Here is a 16,989-nt window from a genome sequence, read left to right as displayed (position 1 = left end):
GCCCGCACTTCCCTCCGGATCACCTGCGACTGTGGGGTCAACACCCCTGCACAGCCTGCGATTCCCCGGTGTCGCTAACCCAACACGATCGTTACGTCGATGTTGCCGCGCGTCGCGTTCGAGTACGGGCACACCTCGTGCGCCGCGTCCACCAGCTTCGCGGCGATGCCGGGGTCCAGGACGGGGAGCGAGACGCTGAGGGCGACCGCGAGGCCGTAGCCGCGGTGCTTGTTCGGGCCGATGCCGACCTTCGCGGCGACGGTCGAACCGGTCAGGTCGTAGCCCTCGCGGTTGCCGACCAGGATCAGCGCGTTGTGGAAGCAGGAGCTGTAGCCGGCCGCGAAGAGCTGCTCGGGGTTGGTGCCGTTGCCGTCCCCGCCGAGCTGCGGCGGCATCGCGACCTTCAGCTCGATCTGGCCGTCCTGACTGGTGACAAAGCCGTCCCGGCCGCCGTGGGCGGTCGCCTCGGCGACGTACATGATCTTTGTCGGACGGGTGTCGACGGCTGTGTCGACGCCGGTGTCGTCACTCATGGCTGGCCCCCCACATCAAGTGCGCGCGAGTACATCGTGCACAAGGTACTGGCCGGTAGGTCGGGGGTGGGTTACCGGGGGGTAGCGACCGGGGGTAACCCGAGGTCAGGGGGTGACGGTTCGGGCGAGCCGCCACAACTCCTCGCGCAACCTCGCGACCCCCGCGGTGTCCAGACCGGTGGCCGTAAGGAGTGCGCCGGGCACGCGCGCCGCGCGCTCCCTCAGCTCCTCTCCACGCCCCGTGCACGCGACGAGCACCGAGCGCTCGTCATGGGCCGCGCGCTCCCGGCGCACAACCCCGGCGCTCTCGAGCCGCTTGAGCAACGGCGACACCGTGCCGTAGTCGAGGCGCAGCGCGTCGGCGAGCTCCTTCACCGTCGTCTCGCCGCGCTCCCACAGCACGAGCAGGACGAGGTACTGCGGGTAGGTGAGGCCGAGTTCCTCCAGCACCGGGCGGTACGCGGCCGTCACGGCGCGCTGGGCGGCGTACAGCGCGAAGCACAGCTGGTCGTCGAGGAGCAGCGACCCGGCGGCGAGTTCGTCCTCGTCCTGGTTCGTCACGCGCCCATTGTCACGGACCGCGGGTCGAAGCCGAAGGGCAGTTCCAGGCGGTGGGCGCGCATGAGGGCCTCGTCGGAGAGGATTGCGCCGGTGGGGCCGTCCGCGGCGATGACGCCGTCGCTGAGGATCAGGGAGCGCGGGCACAGCTCCAGGGCGTACGGCAGGTCGTGCGTGACCATGAGGACGGTGACGTCCAACGCGCGCAGGATGTCGGCCAGTTCGCGGCGGGAGGCGGGGTCGAGGTTGGAGGAGGGCTCGTCCAGGACGAGGATCTCCGGTTCCATCGCGAGGACGGTCGCCACCGCGACCCGGCGGCGCTGCCCGAAGGAGAGGTGGTGCGGCGGCCGGTCCGCGAAGTCCCCCATGCTGACCTTTTCCAGCGCAGCACGCACGCGTGCCTCGAGTTCCGCGCCCTTGACCCCGGCCGCCGCGGGCCCGAAGGCCACGTCCTCGCGGACCGTCGGCATGAAGAGCTGGTCGTCCGGGTCCTGGAAGACGATGCCGACCCGGCGCCGGATCTCCGCCATGTGCCGCTTGCCTACGGGCAGTCCGGCGACCGTCACCGTGCCCGCGCCGCCGGTCAGGATGCCGTTGAGGTGCAGGACGAGGGTGGTCTTGCCGGCGCCGTTCGGGCCGAGCAGCGCGACCCGTTCGCCGCGCGCGACGGTGAAGTCCACGCCGAACAGGGCCTGATGGCCGTCGGGATAGGCGAAGGCGAGGCCGGAGACCTCCAGGGAGGCGGGAGCAGCGGTCACAGGGTCCATCCCGGAGCAGTGGTCACAGGGTCCATCCCGGAGCAGTGGTCACAGGGTCCATCCCAGCAGGCAGACGACAAGGGCGGTGAAGGGCAGCGTGAGGGCGTACGACCACTGCGCGCGGGACGCGGTCACCTCGTCGATGACCGGCATCGCACCGGCATACCCGCGGCTGACCATGGCCAGATGCACGCGCTCCCCGCGCTCGTAGGAGCGAATGAACAGGGCGCCCGCGCTCTTCGCGAGCACCCCCCAGTGCCGCACGCCCCGTGCCTCGAACCCGCGCGACTCCCGCGCGATCCGCATCCGCCGCATCTCGTCCGTGATGACGTCGCCATAACGGATCATGAAGGACGCGATCTGGACCAGCAGCGGCGGGAGCTTCAGCCGCTGCAGGCCGAGGAGGAGTTCGCGCAGTTCGGTGGTGGACGCCAGGAGCACGGACGCGGCGACGCCCAGCGTGCCCTTGGCGAGCACGTTCCACGCGCCCCACAGGCCGTTCACGCTCAGGGACAGCCCGAGGACGTCCACCCGTTCGCCCTCCGCCACGAACGGCATCAGCACCGCGAAGGCCACGAACGGCACCTCGATCAGCAGCCGCTTCAGCAGGAACCCGGCCGGCACGCGCGCGTGGTGTGCGACGACGCCCAGCAGGACGGCGTACACGCCGAACACCCACATCGCCTCGCGCGGGGTCGACACCACGACCACCACGAACCCGAAGGCGGCGGCCAGCTTGGTGTGGGGCGGTAGGGCGTGCACGGGGGAGTGCACGTGCCGGTAGAGCCGGTGCGCGTGTCCCGCGCCCATGTCAGACGGCGCCCGTGCTCGTCGGCGAGACGTCCGGCGTACGCCGCCGGCGCACGACCCAGAACACCGCGCTCCCCGCGACCACGGTCACGCCCACGCCGATCACGCCCGCCAGCCCCCCGGACAGGCGGGCGTTCTCGACGTCCTTCACCCCGTAGTCGGCGAGCGGTGAGTCCGCCGACGCGTGCTGCTCGGTCTTGCTGTCGAGCCCCTTGTCATGGGCGACCTTCTCCAGGCCGTCGGGGTTGGAGGAGGCGTAGAAGCTGACGACGCCGGCGAGGACGAGGGAGGTGGCGAGGCCGGTGATCCACAGCGCGCGGCGGGAGGTGCGCGCCGCGACGGGCGCCGTGCGCGCTCCCTCGGGCGCGGGCACGTCGACCAGCGCGCCGTCCACCCGCAGTTTCAGTCGCTGTCGCAGGCCGCGCGCGCCGTGCACGAGATCCGGGCGCACGGCGATCACCGCGCCCACCGTGAGCGCCGTGATGACCGCCTCGCCGACGCCGATCAGCACATGCACGCCGATCATCGCGGTGGCGACCTTGCCGAGGGAGACGTCGGTGGTGCCGCCGACGGCGTAGATCAGCGTGAAGGCGACCGCGGCGGCCGGCACGGAGACCAGCGCGGCGACGAAGGACGCGACCGTGACCGAGCGCCGCCCGCGCGGGAGCACCTTCGCCAGGACGCGGAAGACGGCGTACGAGACGACGGTCGTGACGATCGCCATGTCGGTGATGTTCACGCCGAGCGCGGTCAGTCCGCCGTCCGCGAAGAGGATGCCCTGCATGAGCAGCACCACGGACACGCACAGCACCCCGGTGAAGGGCCCCACGAGGATCGCGGCCAGCGCACCTCCCAGCAGATGGCCGCTGGTCCCCGCGGCGACTGGGAAGTTCAGCATCTGTACGGCGAAGATGAACGCGGCGACCAGTCCGGCCAGCGGTGCCGTGCGCTCGTCCAGTTCCCGGCGCGCACCGCGCAGGCTCACCGCGACCGCGGCGGCGGCGACCACGCCGGTCGCGACGGAGGTGGGGGCGTCGATGAATCCGTCAGGTACATGCACCGTTCGATCATAGAGGGTTATTGCGAACCCTTTGCAAGAGCCAGGATATCGTGGATCGGGCGGTGGCCGTGCTTGTGAGATGTCCGACGTCAAGGGGCGCGATCGGGAAAATATGGGACATTGGAGAGGGGGTGGACGCACAGCTTCCCCACAGGTAACGCAGCGTGAGAGGGCCGTCACGATGTCCGTAGTCGAACAGTACGCACGAGCCCACATCGTCACGGACGCCGCGATACCGGAGGACGAGACGATTCCCGTCGTCCTGCGCTACGACCCCGACTCCGACCCGCGCTCGGTGCGGGTCAGGCTCCCCGGGACACACGAGTGGACGTTCTCGCGCTCCCTCCTCGAACAGGGTCTGCGAGCCCCGGTCGGCAGCGGCGAGGTCCGCGTCTGGCCGTGCGGGCGGGTGCAGGCCGTCGTGGAACTGCACTCCGCCCAGGGCGTCTCGGTCGTGCAGTTCGAGACCAAGACCCTGATGAGGTTCCTGCGCCGCACCTACCTGGCGACGGCGCCGGTCACCCGCTGACTGCTGCCGGTCACCCGCCGAAGGCGGCCGGTCATCCGCTGAAGGCGGCCGGTCATCCGCTGAAGGCGGCCGGTCAGCCGCCCATCCTCAGCAGCGCCGCCACCATCGGTCCCGCCGTGTCGCCGCCGTGGCCGCCCGCCTGGACCACACCCGCCCCGACGAGGTCGCCGCGGTACGCGGTGAACCAGCCGTTCGGCTTCTTCTGGCCGTCGACCTCCGCGGAGCCCGTCTTGGCGCCGTAGTTCGGGCCGAGACCCGCCATCGCCTTGGCGGCCGTGCCGTACGCCGCCGTGTACTGCATGACCTCCTTCAGCTCGGCCTGCGTCTGCGCGGACATCGTGCGCGAGGCCTTCGCCAGGGTCCGGTGGTCGACGCTCGGGGAGACCAGGTACGGCTGGCGGAAGACGCCCGACTCGACCGTGGCCGCCACCGAGGCCATGTTCAGCGGGTTCATCCGGACCCCGCCCTGCCCGATCAGCGAGGCGCCCATCTGCGCGCCGCTCTGCACCGGGATGGAGCCGTCGAAGGTCGGGACGCCGATCGCCCAGTTGTTCATGCCGAGGCCGTAGACCTGCTGGGCCTCCTCCGTCAGGGAGCTGTTGGTCAGCTTCGGGGCGAAGTTGATGAAGGCGTTGTTGCAGGAGGCGCCGAAGGCCAGCTTGAAGGAGCCCTGCTTGATCTCTGAGTCGTCGTCGTTGTGGAAGGTCCACCCGGCGAGCTTGTACGTCTTGGGGCAGGGATGCGAGGCGTCCGGGGTGATCAGGTTCTTCTCGAACAGCATCGTCGAGGTCACGATCTTCATCGTGGAGCCGGGCGCCAGCGAGCCTTGGAAGGCCACGTTGAAGCCGTGGGAGGCGTTCGCGACGGCGAGGATCTCACCCGTCGACGGGCGCATCACCACCACCGACGACTTCGCCTGCTTGGTCACCTGCTCCTCGGCCGCGGCCTGGAACGTCGGGCTGAGCGTCGTCTTCACCGAACCCGGCGTGCCCTTGGTCAGCGTCAGCAGCGTCTTGTCGGACAGCTTGGCCTTCTTGGACGCCGCACCCCGCACCACGTCCAGCTCGACGCCCGCCTTGCCGCCGGCGATCTTGCCGTACTTCTCGCGCAGGCCGTCCAGGACGGGCCCCAGCGACGGGTATTTGGCGGTGGTCAGCTCGCCGCCGTCACGGTCGTACGCCTTGACCGGCGGGGTCCCGGACTCGCCGGTGACCAGCTTGTCGCCGTCCTCGAGGTCGGGGTGGACGACCGAGGCGTGCCAGTCGACCAGCGGCTTGCCGTCCGCCTTGTTCCGTACGACCGTCAGCGCGCTCTGGTAGGCGAGCGGCTTGCTGGTGCCCTTGTAGGACACCGTGCCCTTCACGGAGAAGGGCACCTTGTCACCGACGCGCGTGCCGGGGGTGAGCGTGACGCCCGTGATGTGGGCGTCCTTGGTGTAGCCGGTCAGCAGCGAGCCGGCCGCGGTGGCGTCGTTCGTGACGGCGGCGGCCTGCGCGGCCTTCCCCTGCTGCCAGGAGCTGAGGAACGTCGTGGCGGTCGTCTGGACCTCGACCGCGGACAGGGGGCCGGTCTTGACGGCCTTGTGGTCGGCGCCCGAGGAGGACGAGCCCGCCCGGTCGTCGGCCGCCGCCCCGCCGCCCCACAGCGCGTAGACGCCGAAGGCGGCGCCGCCGACGACCACGGCGATCATCCCGCCGACGACGGCGGGCCTGGTCTTCCGTCGCTCGGCGACGCGCCTTCTGTTGCCCACTGTTCCCGTTCCTCCGAGAATTCCCAGGGTCCCCGTTGCCCTCATCCATCCCAACGACGACAACAGCCTAGAGTCCCGTCCTGCGCGGGTGACGTCAGCCGGCACTCCGTAGCACAGCTGCGACAATCGGACCGGCCGCCGTCCCGCCGTGGCCGCCCTCCTCGGTCATGGCCGCCGCGGCGACGTCGTTGCGGAAACCGGTGAACCAACTGTTCGACACGGCCTGTCCGTCGACCTCGGCGGAACCGGTCTTCGCGCCGATGTCGCCGCCGAGCCCGGCCATCGCCTGTGCGGCCGTCCCCTGCGTCGCGGTGAGCCGCATCATCTGCTTGAGCTGGGACGACGTGCTCGCGGACAGACCCTTGGCGGTGGCGAGTTCGCGGTCGTCGAGCTTGGGGGAGACCAGGTAGGGCTGGCGGAAGGTGCCCGTGACGGCGGTCGCCGTGACCGAGGCCATGTTCAACGGGCTCATCTGCACCTGCCCCTGGCCGATCGCGTTCGCCGCCCGGTCCGGGCCGCTGACCGTCGGGATCTTGCCGTCGAAGGAGACGATGCCCGTCTTCCAGTTGTTCTGCCCGAGCCCGAACCGGTCCTGGGCCTCCTGCGTGAGCGAGGAGTCGGTGAGCGGCTTCTCGTCGATGAGCTTGATGAAGGCCGTGTTGCACGAGCGCATGAAGCTGTTGGCGAGCGTGGCGTTCTCGTTGGGCTGAAGCCCCTTGAGGTTGGTGAAGGTCTGGCTCTGCCAGGTGGCGGAGGGCGGACAGGGCGCCGGGCCGTTCATCGAGGTCACGCCGTTGTCGATGAGCATCGCGGCCGTGATGATCTTCATCGTGGAGCCCGGCGCGACCTCGCCCTCGAAGGCCGCGTTGAACTGGTCCTTGCGGTTGTTGGCCACCGCCAGCACCTCACCGGTGCTGGGCTTGACGGCCACCACCGACGACTGGGCGAACTTCTTCACCGCCTTCTCTGCCGCCGCCTGCGCGCCGGCGCTGATCGTGGTCCGCAGCTCGCCCGCCCTGCCCTTGGCGAGGGTCAGCAGCGAGGTGTCGGCCACGCCCTCGGCCTGGTGGTGGATCGCCAGTTCGATCCCGGGCGTGCCGCCCACCTTGTCGCCGTAACGCTGGCGCAGGGTGTCGAGGATCACCCCGAGCGAGGGGTACTTCTCCTTGGTCAGCACGGCACCGTTGCGGTCCACCGCCTCGATCTCGGGGCTCGCCGACCGGCCGGTGACCAGGGTGTCGCCCGCCTTCAGCTGCGGATGGAGGACCGACGGCCGCCAGTCCACCAGCGCCCGCCCGGTGGTCTTCCCGCGCACCACCGTCAGCTCGCTCTTGTACGTCAGCGGCTTGGACTTGTTCTCGTACGACACCGTCGCCTTCACCGTGAACGGCACCGTCGCGCCGGTCGCCGCGCCGGGCGTGATCTTCAAGTCCCCGATGTGTGCGGTCTCGCCGTAGGCCGTCAGCAGCGGTTCGGCCGCCGTCTGGTTGTTCGTGTACGTCGCCGCCTGCGCCGCCTGTCCCTTCTCCCAGGCCGCGAAGAACTTGGCCGACGCCTCCTTGATCTCGTCGGCGCTCGGCGGTCCCGTCTTCACGCTCGCCGCCCCCGAACCCCCGTCGTCGTTCAGCGCGGACACGATGTTGTAGCCGGCGTATCCCGCGCCGCCGACCATCACCGCGAACACGCCGCCTATGACCGCGGCCTTGACCCCCTTGGGCATGAAAGGTCCCTCCCCGTTTCCCCGTTGCGGTTCTCGCACTGTATGGGGCAGGAGGGGGAGCTGTGAGGGAGGTTTCCGTATGTTGTCCGGTCAGGGAGGCGGAAGGTCCGCTATACCCAGGTATCCAGCCACATACGTGAACGCCAGTCGTCGATCGGGATTGCGGTTCCGGTGTAGAGGGGCCAGAAGTAGATGAAGTTCCAGGTGATCAGCAGGACCAGTACGCCCGCGCCCGTCGCGCCCGCCACCCGTCGGGTGTCGCTGGAGCCGGGTGGGCCGACGATCGCGCCCAGCAGCATCGCCACCGCCAGGCACAGGAACGGCACGAACACGACGGCGTAGAAGAAGAAGATCGTCCGGTCCTGGTACATGAACCAGGGCAGCCAGCCGGCCGCTACCCCGCAGGCGATGGCGCCGGCCCGCCAGTCGCGACGGAAGAACCAGCGCCACAGCACGTACAGCAGCGCGAACGCGGCCACCCACCACAGCAGCGGCGTGCCGATCGCGAGGACCTCACGGGCGCACTTCTGGCCGGCGTCGGCGGGGCAGCCGTCCTGGCCGGGCGAGGGGGACTCGTAGAAGAACGACACCGGGCGGCCGTCGACGATCCAGCTCCAGGGGTTGGACATGTACGTGTGCGGCGAATGCAGGTTGACGTGGAACTCGTAGACCTCGTGCTCGTAGTGCCACAGGCTGCGCAGCCAGTCCGGCAGGAAGGTCCAGTTGCCGCCCTTGCCGTCGGTGGCGGCCCAGTTGCGGAAGTAGCCGCCGGAGCCGTCGGTGGGGGAGAGGATCCAGGCGGTCCAGGAGGCGACGTAGGTCACGACGGCGACCGTGGACATCACCGTCCACGAGATGAGCGACTCGGCGACGAACATCCGGGACAGGCGGTGCCGGGCCCCCGCCACCTTGCGGGAGCCGACGTCCCACAAAACGGTGAGCACGATGAACGCGGCCAGGATGTACATCGCGTTCCACTTGGTGCCGATGGCGAGTCCCATCAGCAGGGCCGCCGCCCAGCGCCAGGGGCGCAGCCCCAGCCACGTGGTCTCGGCGATGTGCGCGTCCGGGCGGACATGCCCCTCGGCGTCCGGCTGGAGCGCCGCCGCGAGTTTCTCCCGTGCCTTGTCCCGGTCGATCACCAGGCAGCCGAACGCCGCCAGCACGAAGAACATCAGCACGCCGTCGAGGAGCGAGGTGCGGCTCATGACGTAGTGCAGGCCGTCCACGGCCATCAGACCGCCGGCCAGGCAGCCGAGGAAGGTCGAGCGGAAGATGCGGCGGCCGATCCGGCACAGCATCAGCACCGACAGCGTGCCGAGCAGCGCGGTCATGAACCGCCAGCCGAACGGGTTGAAGCCGAACATCAGCTCGCCCAGCCCGATCACGTACTTGCCGACCGGCGGGTGGACCACGTACGCGGCGTCCGCCGGGATGGTGACGTGCCCGTGCGAGGACAGGATCAGGTCGTTGGCGTTCTTGTCCCAGTTGACCTCGAAGCCGCGGTGGACGAGCGCCCAGGAGTCCTTGGCGTAGTACGTCTCGTCGAATATCACCGCCTTCGGGCTGCCCAGGTTCCAGAACCGCAGCACGCCCGCCATCAGCGTGACCAGCAGCGGACCGCCCCAGCCCGACCAGCGCGCGATCCGCCCGGCGAGCACCGGCGGCACCCCGAGGACCTGCCACAGCCGCGGGCTGGGCTGGACGTACGGCGGCACCAGGCGCTCGCGGACATCGCTTCTGGGCGGCGCGGCATAGCCGAAACGGCGCAGCCGCTGCTGCCACGACGGCCGCTGGTCCTGCGGGCTCTGGCCTTGCCGGGTGTCCGGGGAGGACGCGGTACTGGTCACCGCGCCATCGTAGGGAACCGTTCTGTGTGAGTCCCGTGCATGGCAGGTAAGGGCTCGAACGCGTTCCCTTCCGGCCGCTCCTGGGAGGATGGGGGGCGTGACTGGAACCCTTGTCCTTGCGGGCACCCCCATCGGCGACATCGCGGACGCTCCTCCCCGGCTGGCGGAGGAACTGGCCGGGGCGGACGTGGTGGCCGCCGAGGACACCCGGCGCCTCAGGCGCCTGACACAGGCGCTGGGCGTGACGCCCAAGGGGCGCGTGGTGTCGTACTTCGAGGGCAACGAGTCCGCCCGGACGCCCGAACTGGTCGAGGAACTCGTGGGCGGCGCACGCGTGCTGCTCGTGACCGACGCCGGCATGCCGTCGGTGTCGGACCCCGGCTACCGGCTGGTCGCCGCCGCCGTCGAACGGGACGTCCGGGTCACCGCCGTGCCCGGCCCGTCCGCCGTGCTCACCGCGCTCGCGCTGTCGGGGCTGCCCGTGGACCGGTTCTGCTTCGAGGGCTTCCTGCCGCGCAAGGCGGGCGAACGGCTCGGGCGACTGCGCGAGGTCGCCGAGGAGCGGCGCACGCTCGTCTACTTCGAGGCCCCGCACCGGCTCGACGACACCCTCGCCGCCATGGCCGAGGTGTTCGGGACCGAGCGGCGCGCGGCGGTGTGCCGGGAACTGACGAAGACGTACGAGGAGGTCAGGCGCGGTCCGCTGGGGGAGCTGGCGGAGTGGGCGGCGCAGGGGGTGCGCGGGGAGATCACCGTGGTGGTGGAGGGGGCGCCCGAGCGGGGCGCGCAGGACGTGAGCGCCGAGGAGCTCGTGCGCCGCGTGCGCCTGCGCGAGGAGGCCGGCGAGCGCCGCAAGGAGGCGATCGCGGCCGTCGCGGTGGAGGCGGGGTTGCCCAAGAGGGAGGTGTTCGACGCGGTTGTGGCCGCGAAGAACGCCGCTACGGCGAGTGGTTCCTGAGATGCTCGTGAACTGCGCCACACCCCCTCTGAGCAGGGCGCATCTCCGCTGAGCGCGCGCCCCACAGCCAGGCAAAGGACTGTCGTGAAAAGCAAAGTCCAGGGGGTGGGCGGGGCCGCTTTGGCAAGGAAAGTCCAAATCGACTCCAACAGTCGACAGGCCTGGTGCATTCACGCCGGCAGAAGCGTCCACTGGGTGAAGGGACGCACCCGTCCCTTTGTCCAGCGGACAAGAGGAGCTGGCATGAGTGAGATCGCGGGGCAGACCGGCCTCCGTGGCGCGGCGAGCGCAGTCGTGCACGAGTCGTATTCCTTCGCCTGCATGCGCTGCGGGCACGGCTGGGAGCAGTCGTACGAGATAGAGCACCACACGGACGCCGATGGCCACGAGTTCGTGATGTACGTGGCGGGCGGACAGGTCGTGCCCTCTCCGCTGTCCAAGCCGACCTGCCTCAACTGCGACGGCCACGTGGTACGGATCATGCGGCCGGGCCAGGTCTCGTCGGTGCGCGAGGCGGCGCACCGTCATCAGCACCGGGCGCCGCAGGCCGGGCCGGTAGAGGCTCCCGAGACGGCGGCAGAGACGGCGGCCGAGGGCGCGGAGGGCGCGGAGGCCGGGCAGCGCGACCACCACTGGCACCTGTCGGACCTCCTGCACCCCTTCCACCGCAAGGCGAGCTGACCGCTCCCCGAGCCGGGCGGGCATGCCCCCTTTCGTAGGATCGGGGCATGCCTTCCTCCACCTCCCGCGGCTCCACCTCCCGCGGCGACAAGAACGCGGCGCCGCCGCTCCCGGAGCCCCTCCGGGTGCCCGTCGCCGACTCCCACACCCACCTCGACATGCAGTCCGGCACGGTGGAGGAGGGACTCGCCAAGGCCGCCGCGGTGGGTGTGACGACGGTCGTGCAGGTCGGCTGCGACATCCGCGGCTCACGGTGGGCCGCCGAGACCGCGGCGGCGTACGACGCCGTCCACGCGACGGTCGCCCTGCATCCCAACGAGGCGCCGCGCATCGTGCACGGAGACCCCGACGGCTGGTCCCGGCAGGGCGCGCGCGAGGCGGGGGGCGCGCGGGCGCTCGACGAGGCGCTCGCCGAGATCGACCGCCTGGCCGCGCTTCCCCAGGTCAAGGGCGTCGGCGAGACCGGCCTCGACTACTTCCGCACCGGGCCCGAGGGCAACGAGGCGCAGGAGCGCTCCTTCCGCGCCCACATCGAGATCGCCAAGCGGCACGGCAAGGCGCTCGTCATCCACGACCGCGACGCCCACGCGGACGTGCTGCGCGTGCTCAAGGAGGAGGGCGCCCCCGAGCGCACCGTCTTCCACTGCTACTCCGGCGACGCCGAGATGGCCGAGGTGTGCGCGAGCGCCGGGTACTTCATGTCCTTCGCCGGCAACGTCACCTTCAAGAACGCGCAGAACCTGCGGGACGCGGTCGCGGTGGCCCCGGCCGAGCTGCTCCTGGTGGAGACGGACGCGCCCTTCCTGACGCCGGCGCCGTACCGCGGACGGCCCAACGCGCCGTATCTCATTCCGGTCACGGTGCGTGCCATGGCCGCCGTGCGCGGCGTCGACGAGGACGCGCTGGCCTCGGCGCTCGCCGCCAACACCGCACGCGCCTTCGGGTACTGACCCGCACCGACTCATCCGAACACAACTCTGGGTAGCCGCGCCGCTTTGGAGAGTGACGGTCCCTCCGCTAGGTTCTGGGGGCCCTTTTCCGGACCCCTCCGGCCCCTGGAGCGTGTCGGCATGAGCAACTCGCAGCACCAGACGTACGAGCCGTACGGCACGCGACCGGTCCCCGAGCCGCGGCCCGACCTCCCCACCGGTCCGCACGCGGAGCTCCCCACGGAGCCCCACACGGACCTGCACGCCGCCGAGACGCTGGCGTACGGGGTGTACGCGGCGCCGGTGCCGTACCCGGACACCTACCGTCCCGCGTACGAGGCGGACGGGGCGCACGAGGCTCACGGCGACCACGACGCCACCCTGCCGGCGCTTCCGCGCCAGGAGGTGAGGGACGGCACGGGGGGTCGGGGTGAGCGCCGGCGCAGGGCGCGCTCCGCGGAGCGCTCGGACGGGCCCGTGCGCCGTCTGCTGCCGCAGGCGCTGGTCGTCGCCTTCCTCGCCGGCGGCACCACCGCCTTCGTCGCCAAGGACAAGGCGATCGAGCTGACCGTCGACGGCGAGCCGCGCACCCTGCACACCTTCGCCGACGACGTGGAGGAACTGCTGGCGGAGGAGGGCGTCGAGGTGGGGGCGCACGACGTGGTGGCGCCCGCCCCCGGCACGGCGCTCACCAGCGGTGACGAGGTCGCCGTGCACTACGGGCGCCCGGTCCGGCTCACGATCGACGGGCAGCGGTACGCGGTGTGGACGACGGCGCACACGGTCGAGGAGGCGCTCGACCAACTGGGGGTGCGCGCGGAGGGGGCGTACCTGTCCACTTCGCGCTCCCAACCCATCGGACGCGCCGGGCTCGCGCTCGACGTGCGCACCGAGCGCGCGGTGACCGTCATGGCCGACGGGCGTGCGCGGATGGTGCGGACGAACGCGGCGACCGTGCGCGAGGTCATCGAGCAGGCCGGTGTCAGTCTGCACGGCGAGGACACCACGTCCGTGCCGGGGGACAGCTTCCCGCGCGACGGGCAGACGGTGACCGTGCTGCGGGTGACCGGCACCCGGGAAGTGCGGGAGGAGACGATCCCGTTCCGGACGGAGCGGAAGGACGACCCCTCGCTGTTCAAGGGCACGGAGGTCGTCGAGCAGGTGGGACAGCCGGGGCTGCGGCGGATCACGTACTCGCTGCGGATCGTCAACGGGGTCAGGCAGAAGCCCCGCAAGGACGGCTCCGAGGTGGTGCGGCGGCCGCGGAAGCAGATCGTGAAGGTGGGCACGAAGCCGTTGCCGGCGTCCGTCTCCCGGGCCGACGGGCTGAACTGGCACGGGCTTGCCGCCTGTGAGTCGGGCGGGCGCCCGAACGCGGTGGATCCGTCGGGGACGTACGGAGGGCTCTACCAGTTCGACGCCCGGACCTGGCACAGCCTCGGGGGGAGCGGGCGGCCGCAGGACGCGCCGGCGGCGGAGCAGACGCTCCGGGCGAAGAAGCTGTACGTGCGCCGGGGGGCCACCCCCTGGCCGCACTGCGGGGCGCGGCTGCACGGGTGAGCGCCTGCCCGCGGCCACGGGGGGCGCGATGGCCGCGGTCGCTCCCCGTACCCTTGTCGCCGTGAGCAGTACTCCCTCCTCAGACGCCCTCCTCGGGCCCGCCGACGTCCGTGAGCTCGCGGCCGCCCTCGGGGTGCGCCCCACCAAGCAGCGCGGGCAGAACTTCGTGATCGACGCGAACACCGTGCGCCGTATCGTGCGCACCGCGGAGGTCCGGCCGGACGACGTGGTGGTGGAGGTCGGTCCCGGGCTCGGCTCGCTCACCCTCGCGCTGCTGGAGGTCGCCGACCGCGTCACCGCCGTCGAGATCGACGACGTACTGGCGTCCGCGCTGCCCGCGACCATCGCGGCGCGCATGCCGGAGCGCGCCGGACGTTTCGCGCTGGTGCACTCCGACGCGATGCACGTGACCGAACTGCCAGGCCCCGCCCCGACCGCGCTGGTCGCCAACCTGCCGTACAACGTCGCCGTGCCCGTGCTGCTGCACATGCTCGACACCTTCCCGGGCATCGAGCGCACCCTCGTCATGGTGCAGTCGGAGGTCGCCGACCGGCTCGCCGCAGCACCCGGCTCGAAGGTCTACGGCGTCCCGTCCGTGAAGGCCAACTGGTACGCCGAGGTCAAGCGGGCCGGAGCGATCGGGCGGAACGTGTTCTGGCCCGCGCCCAACGTCGACAGCGGGCTGGTGGCGCTGACGCGCAGAACCGAGCCGGTGAAGACCACGGCCTCGAAGCGCGAGGTCTTCGCCGTCGTGGACGCGGCGTTCGCCCAGCGGCGCAAGACGCTGCGCGCGGCGCTCGCCGGGTGGGCCGGTTCGGCGGCGGCGGCGGAAGCGGCCCTGGTCGCCGCCGGTGTGTCCCCGCAGGCCCGCGGAGAATCCCTCACGGTCGAGGAGTTCGCGCGCATCGCGGAGAACCGGCAGGCCCGCCCCGCCGACAGCGTCGACAGCGCCGACACCGAGGAGTCCGGTCTCCAGTGAGCGTCACCGTTCGCGTTCCCGCCAAGGTCAACGTCCAGCTCGCGGTGGGTGCCGCGCGCGCCGACGGATTTCACGACCTGGCCAATGTCTTCCTGGCGGTCGGGCTCTACGACGAGGCGACCGTGACGCCCGCCGAGGAGTTGCGGGTCACCTGCGAGGGGCCGGACGCCGACCAGGTACCCCTGGACCGTACGAACCTGGCGGCCCGGGCGGCCCTCGCGCTGGCGGAGCGGCGCGGCATCGAGGCGGCCGTGCACATCCACATCGCCAAGGACATCCCGGTCGCCGGCGGCATGGCGGGCGGCAGCGCGGACGGGGCCGGCGCGCTGCTGGCCTGCGACGCGTTGTGGCGGACCGGCGCCTCGCGTGCCGAACTGCTCTCCATCTGTGCCGAGTTGGGCAGTGACGTGCCGTTCAGCCTGGTGGGCGGGGCGGCGCTCGGTACCGGGCGCGGGGAGCGGCTGACGGCGCTGGAGGTCGGCGGGAGCTTCCACTGGGTGTTCGCGATGGCCGGGAGGGGGCTGTCGACGCCGGCCGTGTTCCGGGAGTTCGACCGCCTGGCGGAGGGCCGCGACATCCCGGAGCCGGTGGCCTCGCAGCCGCTGCTCGACGCCCTCGCCAAGGGCGACCCGGACGCGCTCGCCGCCGCCGTCTCCAACGACCTGCAGCCCGCGGCGATCTCCCTCTTCCCCGAACTCGCCGACACCCTCGCGGCGGGCCGCACGGCCGGCGCGCTTGCCGCACTGGTCTCCGGCTCGGGCCCGACGACCGCGTTCCTCGCCCGCGACCCCGAGTCGGCGGCCAAGGTGGCGGAGGCACTGCGGAGTTCGGGCACCTGCGCCACGGTCCGCACGGCCACGGGCCCGGCGCCGGGAGCGACCGTGGTCAAGGGCTGACGGCGGTCCGCGCTGCCGTGGTCGGGCTGCGACGACCACGTCGTACCCGACCGGCGATCTTCGCCCGATCTCCACAGGGATGTACTGCGACCGCGGTACGTGGGTGACGGATGGGGCGGCTAGGGTCCGTTGATACTTCAAGCGCCTGGTCGACCGAAGGATCGAGTTCGTGCCCCAGCCCCCCACGCCCTCCACGTCCCCTACGGCCCCCACCTCCCCTACCTCCCCCACGCCCTCCACGCCCCCCACCTCCTCGCACCGCAGGAAGCGTTCCCTCTCCCGTCGTGGTGTCATCGCCGGTGCCACGGCAGTGGCCGGCGGGGCCGCGCTGACACCGGTGGTGTTCGCGGCCACCGACTCCGGCGCCGCCGACTCCGGTACCACCGACTCCGGTAGCACCGACTCCGGGAACGCCGGATCCGCGACGAAGCCGGAGACGTTCCCGGCCACCCGTACCGCCGCCGCGACCGGCCCCGGTACGGCCACCACCTCCTTCGCCGCCACCTACATCGGCGTCCGCTGGAGCGGGGCCGCCGACGGCGCGGGCATCCGCTTCCCGGGCGACGCCTCCTTCCGGACGCTCGGCGGCGGCTGCGCGACCGTCGCCGGCGGTGGTACGGCCCTGGTGGCGGCCGGCAACGCCAAGACCTACGACGTCAAGGCGCCGGACGGGACGACTCAGGTGCGCTCGCTCGCGATCGACACCCTGCGCGGCCCGGACCGCAGCGTCGAGGTGCCGAGCGAGCCCACGCGCGTGCGTGGCGTGCGGTATCTGTCGCGGCCGGCCTGGGGCGCCGACGAGTCCAAGCGGTACAAGGACGGCCAGGTCAACTCGCCGGAGAAGTACTACGCGTTGCAGTCGATCACGGTGCACCACACCGACACCCCGAACAACGACCCGGACCCGGCGGCGACCGTCCGCGCGATCTACGAGTACCACGCGGTCACCCTGGACTGGGGCGACATCGGCTACCACTTCCTGATCGACGAGGCCGGCGACGTCTACGAGGGCCGTTACTCCGGCGACGACGGCATCCCGGCCTTCGACCCCGACGGCGACGTCGTCACCGCCTTCCACACCGCGGGCTTCAACTCCGGCAATCTCGGGATCGCCCTCATCGGCAGCCTTGTCGACCAGGGCCCCACGGACGCCGCCAAGGCCTCGCTGACCCGGCTGATCAAGGTGATCGCCCGCTTCAAGGGCCTCGACCCGCAGGCGAGGATCACCTACACCAACCCGGTCAACGGCGTCACCAAGGACGTCACCACGGTCAGCGGCCACCGCGACTGGCTCCAGACCGACTGCCCCGGCCAGACGATGTACGACCTCCTGGACGAGGTCCGCACGGCCGCGTCCCGCTGACCCCGGGGGTTTCCACACCCCGAGGTTCTCCACAGCCCCGAGGTTTTCCACAGGC

Annotated in this window: 16 protein-coding genes; 8 read left to right on the top strand and 8 right to left on the bottom strand. The window is 71.4% G+C overall.

Features of this window, described 5'->3' with window-relative positions:
- Nucleotides 1-74 precede the first annotated feature (74 nt).
- The 5 genes from ABZZ74_RS35990 to ABZZ74_RS35970 form a co-directional block, all read right to left on the bottom strand.
- Nucleotides 75-533 carry an organic hydroperoxide resistance protein gene (locus ABZZ74_RS35990; protein WP_356772276.1) on the bottom strand — a complete coding sequence of 153 codons (459 nt, stop codon included), beginning with the start codon at nucleotides 531-533 and terminating at the stop codon, nucleotides 75-77.
- 105 nt (nucleotides 534-638) lie between these two features.
- Nucleotides 639-1,094 carry a MarR family transcriptional regulator gene (locus tag ABZZ74_RS35985; protein ID WP_356772274.1) on the bottom strand — a complete coding sequence of 152 codons (456 nt, stop codon included), beginning with the start codon at nucleotides 1,092-1,094 and terminating at the stop codon, nucleotides 639-641.
- Nucleotides 1,091-1,858: an ABC transporter ATP-binding protein gene (locus ABZZ74_RS35980; protein ID WP_356772272.1), complete on the bottom strand. Its 768-nt coding sequence runs from the start codon at nucleotides 1,856-1,858 to the stop codon at nucleotides 1,091-1,093. The genes ABZZ74_RS35985 and ABZZ74_RS35980 overlap by 4 nt, the downstream gene beginning before the upstream one ends.
- A 39-nt stretch (nucleotides 1,859-1,897) precedes the next feature.
- Nucleotides 1,898-2,659 (bottom strand): cobalt ECF transporter T component CbiQ, encoded by a 762-nt coding sequence (cbiQ, locus tag ABZZ74_RS35975; RefSeq protein ID WP_356772270.1) that lies wholly within the window; start codon nucleotides 2,657-2,659, stop codon nucleotides 1,898-1,900.
- A gap of 1 nt (nucleotide 2,660) precedes the next feature.
- Nucleotides 2,661-3,719 (bottom strand): energy-coupling factor ABC transporter permease, encoded by a 1,059-nt coding sequence (locus tag ABZZ74_RS35970; RefSeq protein WP_356772268.1) that lies wholly within the window; start codon nucleotides 3,717-3,719, stop codon nucleotides 2,661-2,663.
- Between the two features lie 181 nt (nucleotides 3,720-3,900).
- Between ABZZ74_RS35970 and ABZZ74_RS35965 the strand changes: the two genes are divergently transcribed.
- Nucleotides 3,901-4,248: an SsgA family sporulation/cell division regulator gene (locus ABZZ74_RS35965; RefSeq protein WP_356772266.1), complete on the top strand. Its 348-nt coding sequence runs from the start codon at nucleotides 3,901-3,903 to the stop codon at nucleotides 4,246-4,248.
- A 73-nt stretch (nucleotides 4,249-4,321) separates the two neighbouring features.
- Here the strand turns inward: ABZZ74_RS35965 and ABZZ74_RS35960 are convergent, their stop codons facing one another.
- From ABZZ74_RS35960 to ABZZ74_RS35950, 3 genes are all read right to left on the bottom strand, one after another.
- Nucleotides 4,322-5,998, bottom strand: coding sequence for a penicillin-binding transpeptidase domain-containing protein (locus ABZZ74_RS35960; protein WP_356772264.1), 1,677 nt, complete (start codon nucleotides 5,996-5,998; stop codon nucleotides 4,322-4,324).
- A 94-nt stretch (nucleotides 5,999-6,092) separates the two neighbouring features.
- Nucleotides 6,093-7,718 carry a penicillin-binding transpeptidase domain-containing protein gene (locus tag ABZZ74_RS35955; RefSeq protein ID WP_356772262.1) on the bottom strand — a complete coding sequence of 542 codons (1,626 nt, stop codon included), beginning with the start codon at nucleotides 7,716-7,718 and terminating at the stop codon, nucleotides 6,093-6,095.
- Between the two features lie 110 nt (nucleotides 7,719-7,828).
- Complete coding sequence (locus ABZZ74_RS35950) at nucleotides 7,829-9,568, bottom strand: phospholipid carrier-dependent glycosyltransferase (protein WP_356772260.1); 1,740 nt, start codon at nucleotides 9,566-9,568, stop codon at nucleotides 7,829-7,831.
- Between the two features lie 97 nt (nucleotides 9,569-9,665).
- On the opposite strand from ABZZ74_RS35950, the gene rsmI reads away from it, so the two are divergent.
- The 7 genes from rsmI (at nucleotide 9,666) to ABZZ74_RS35915 (ending at nucleotide 16,934) form a co-directional block, all read left to right on the top strand.
- Complete coding sequence (gene rsmI / locus ABZZ74_RS35945; RefSeq protein ID WP_356772258.1) at nucleotides 9,666-10,526, top strand: 16S rRNA (cytidine(1402)-2'-O)-methyltransferase; 861 nt, start codon at nucleotides 9,666-9,668, stop codon at nucleotides 10,524-10,526.
- A 243-nt stretch (nucleotides 10,527-10,769) separates the two neighbouring features.
- Complete coding sequence (locus ABZZ74_RS35940; protein WP_356772256.1) at nucleotides 10,770-11,207, top strand: hypothetical protein; 438 nt, start codon at nucleotides 10,770-10,772, stop codon at nucleotides 11,205-11,207.
- A 47-nt stretch (nucleotides 11,208-11,254) separates the two neighbouring features.
- Nucleotides 11,255-12,157, top strand: coding sequence for a TatD family hydrolase (locus tag ABZZ74_RS35935; RefSeq protein WP_356772254.1), 903 nt, complete (start codon nucleotides 11,255-11,257; stop codon nucleotides 12,155-12,157).
- A 120-nt stretch (nucleotides 12,158-12,277) separates the two neighbouring features.
- Nucleotides 12,278-13,696 (top strand): ubiquitin-like domain-containing protein, encoded by a 1,419-nt coding sequence (locus ABZZ74_RS35930; RefSeq protein ID WP_356772252.1) that lies wholly within the window; start codon nucleotides 12,278-12,280, stop codon nucleotides 13,694-13,696.
- A gap of 28 nt (nucleotides 13,697-13,724) precedes the next feature.
- The gene (gene rsmA / locus ABZZ74_RS35925; RefSeq protein ID WP_356772250.1) at nucleotides 13,725-14,675 is read left to right on the top strand and encodes a 16S rRNA (adenine(1518)-N(6)/adenine(1519)-N(6))-dimethyltransferase RsmA; all 951 of its coding nucleotides are present in this window, start codon (nucleotides 13,725-13,727) and stop codon (nucleotides 14,673-14,675) included.
- Entirely contained in the window at nucleotides 14,672-15,571 is a 900-nt protein-coding gene (locus ABZZ74_RS35920) for a 4-(cytidine 5'-diphospho)-2-C-methyl-D-erythritol kinase (protein ID WP_356772248.1), read from the top strand. The genes rsmA and ABZZ74_RS35920 overlap by 4 nt, the downstream gene beginning before the upstream one ends.
- Before the next feature lie 169 nt (nucleotides 15,572-15,740).
- Nucleotides 15,741-16,934: a peptidoglycan recognition family protein gene (locus ABZZ74_RS35915; RefSeq protein WP_356772246.1), complete on the top strand. Its 1,194-nt coding sequence runs from the start codon at nucleotides 15,741-15,743 to the stop codon at nucleotides 16,932-16,934.
- The last annotated feature ends 55 nt before the right edge of the window (nucleotides 16,935-16,989 follow it).

Origin of the sequence: Streptomyces sp. NPDC006476 (genome assembly GCF_040612015.1) — a bacterium.
In the GTDB taxonomy this organism is placed as follows: Bacteria; Actinomycetota; Actinomycetes; order Streptomycetales; family Streptomycetaceae; genus Streptomyces; species Streptomyces griseorubiginosus_B.
The sequence above is the reverse complement of the archived record's forward strand: the minus strand, read 5'-3'. Positions and strand labels throughout refer to the sequence as shown.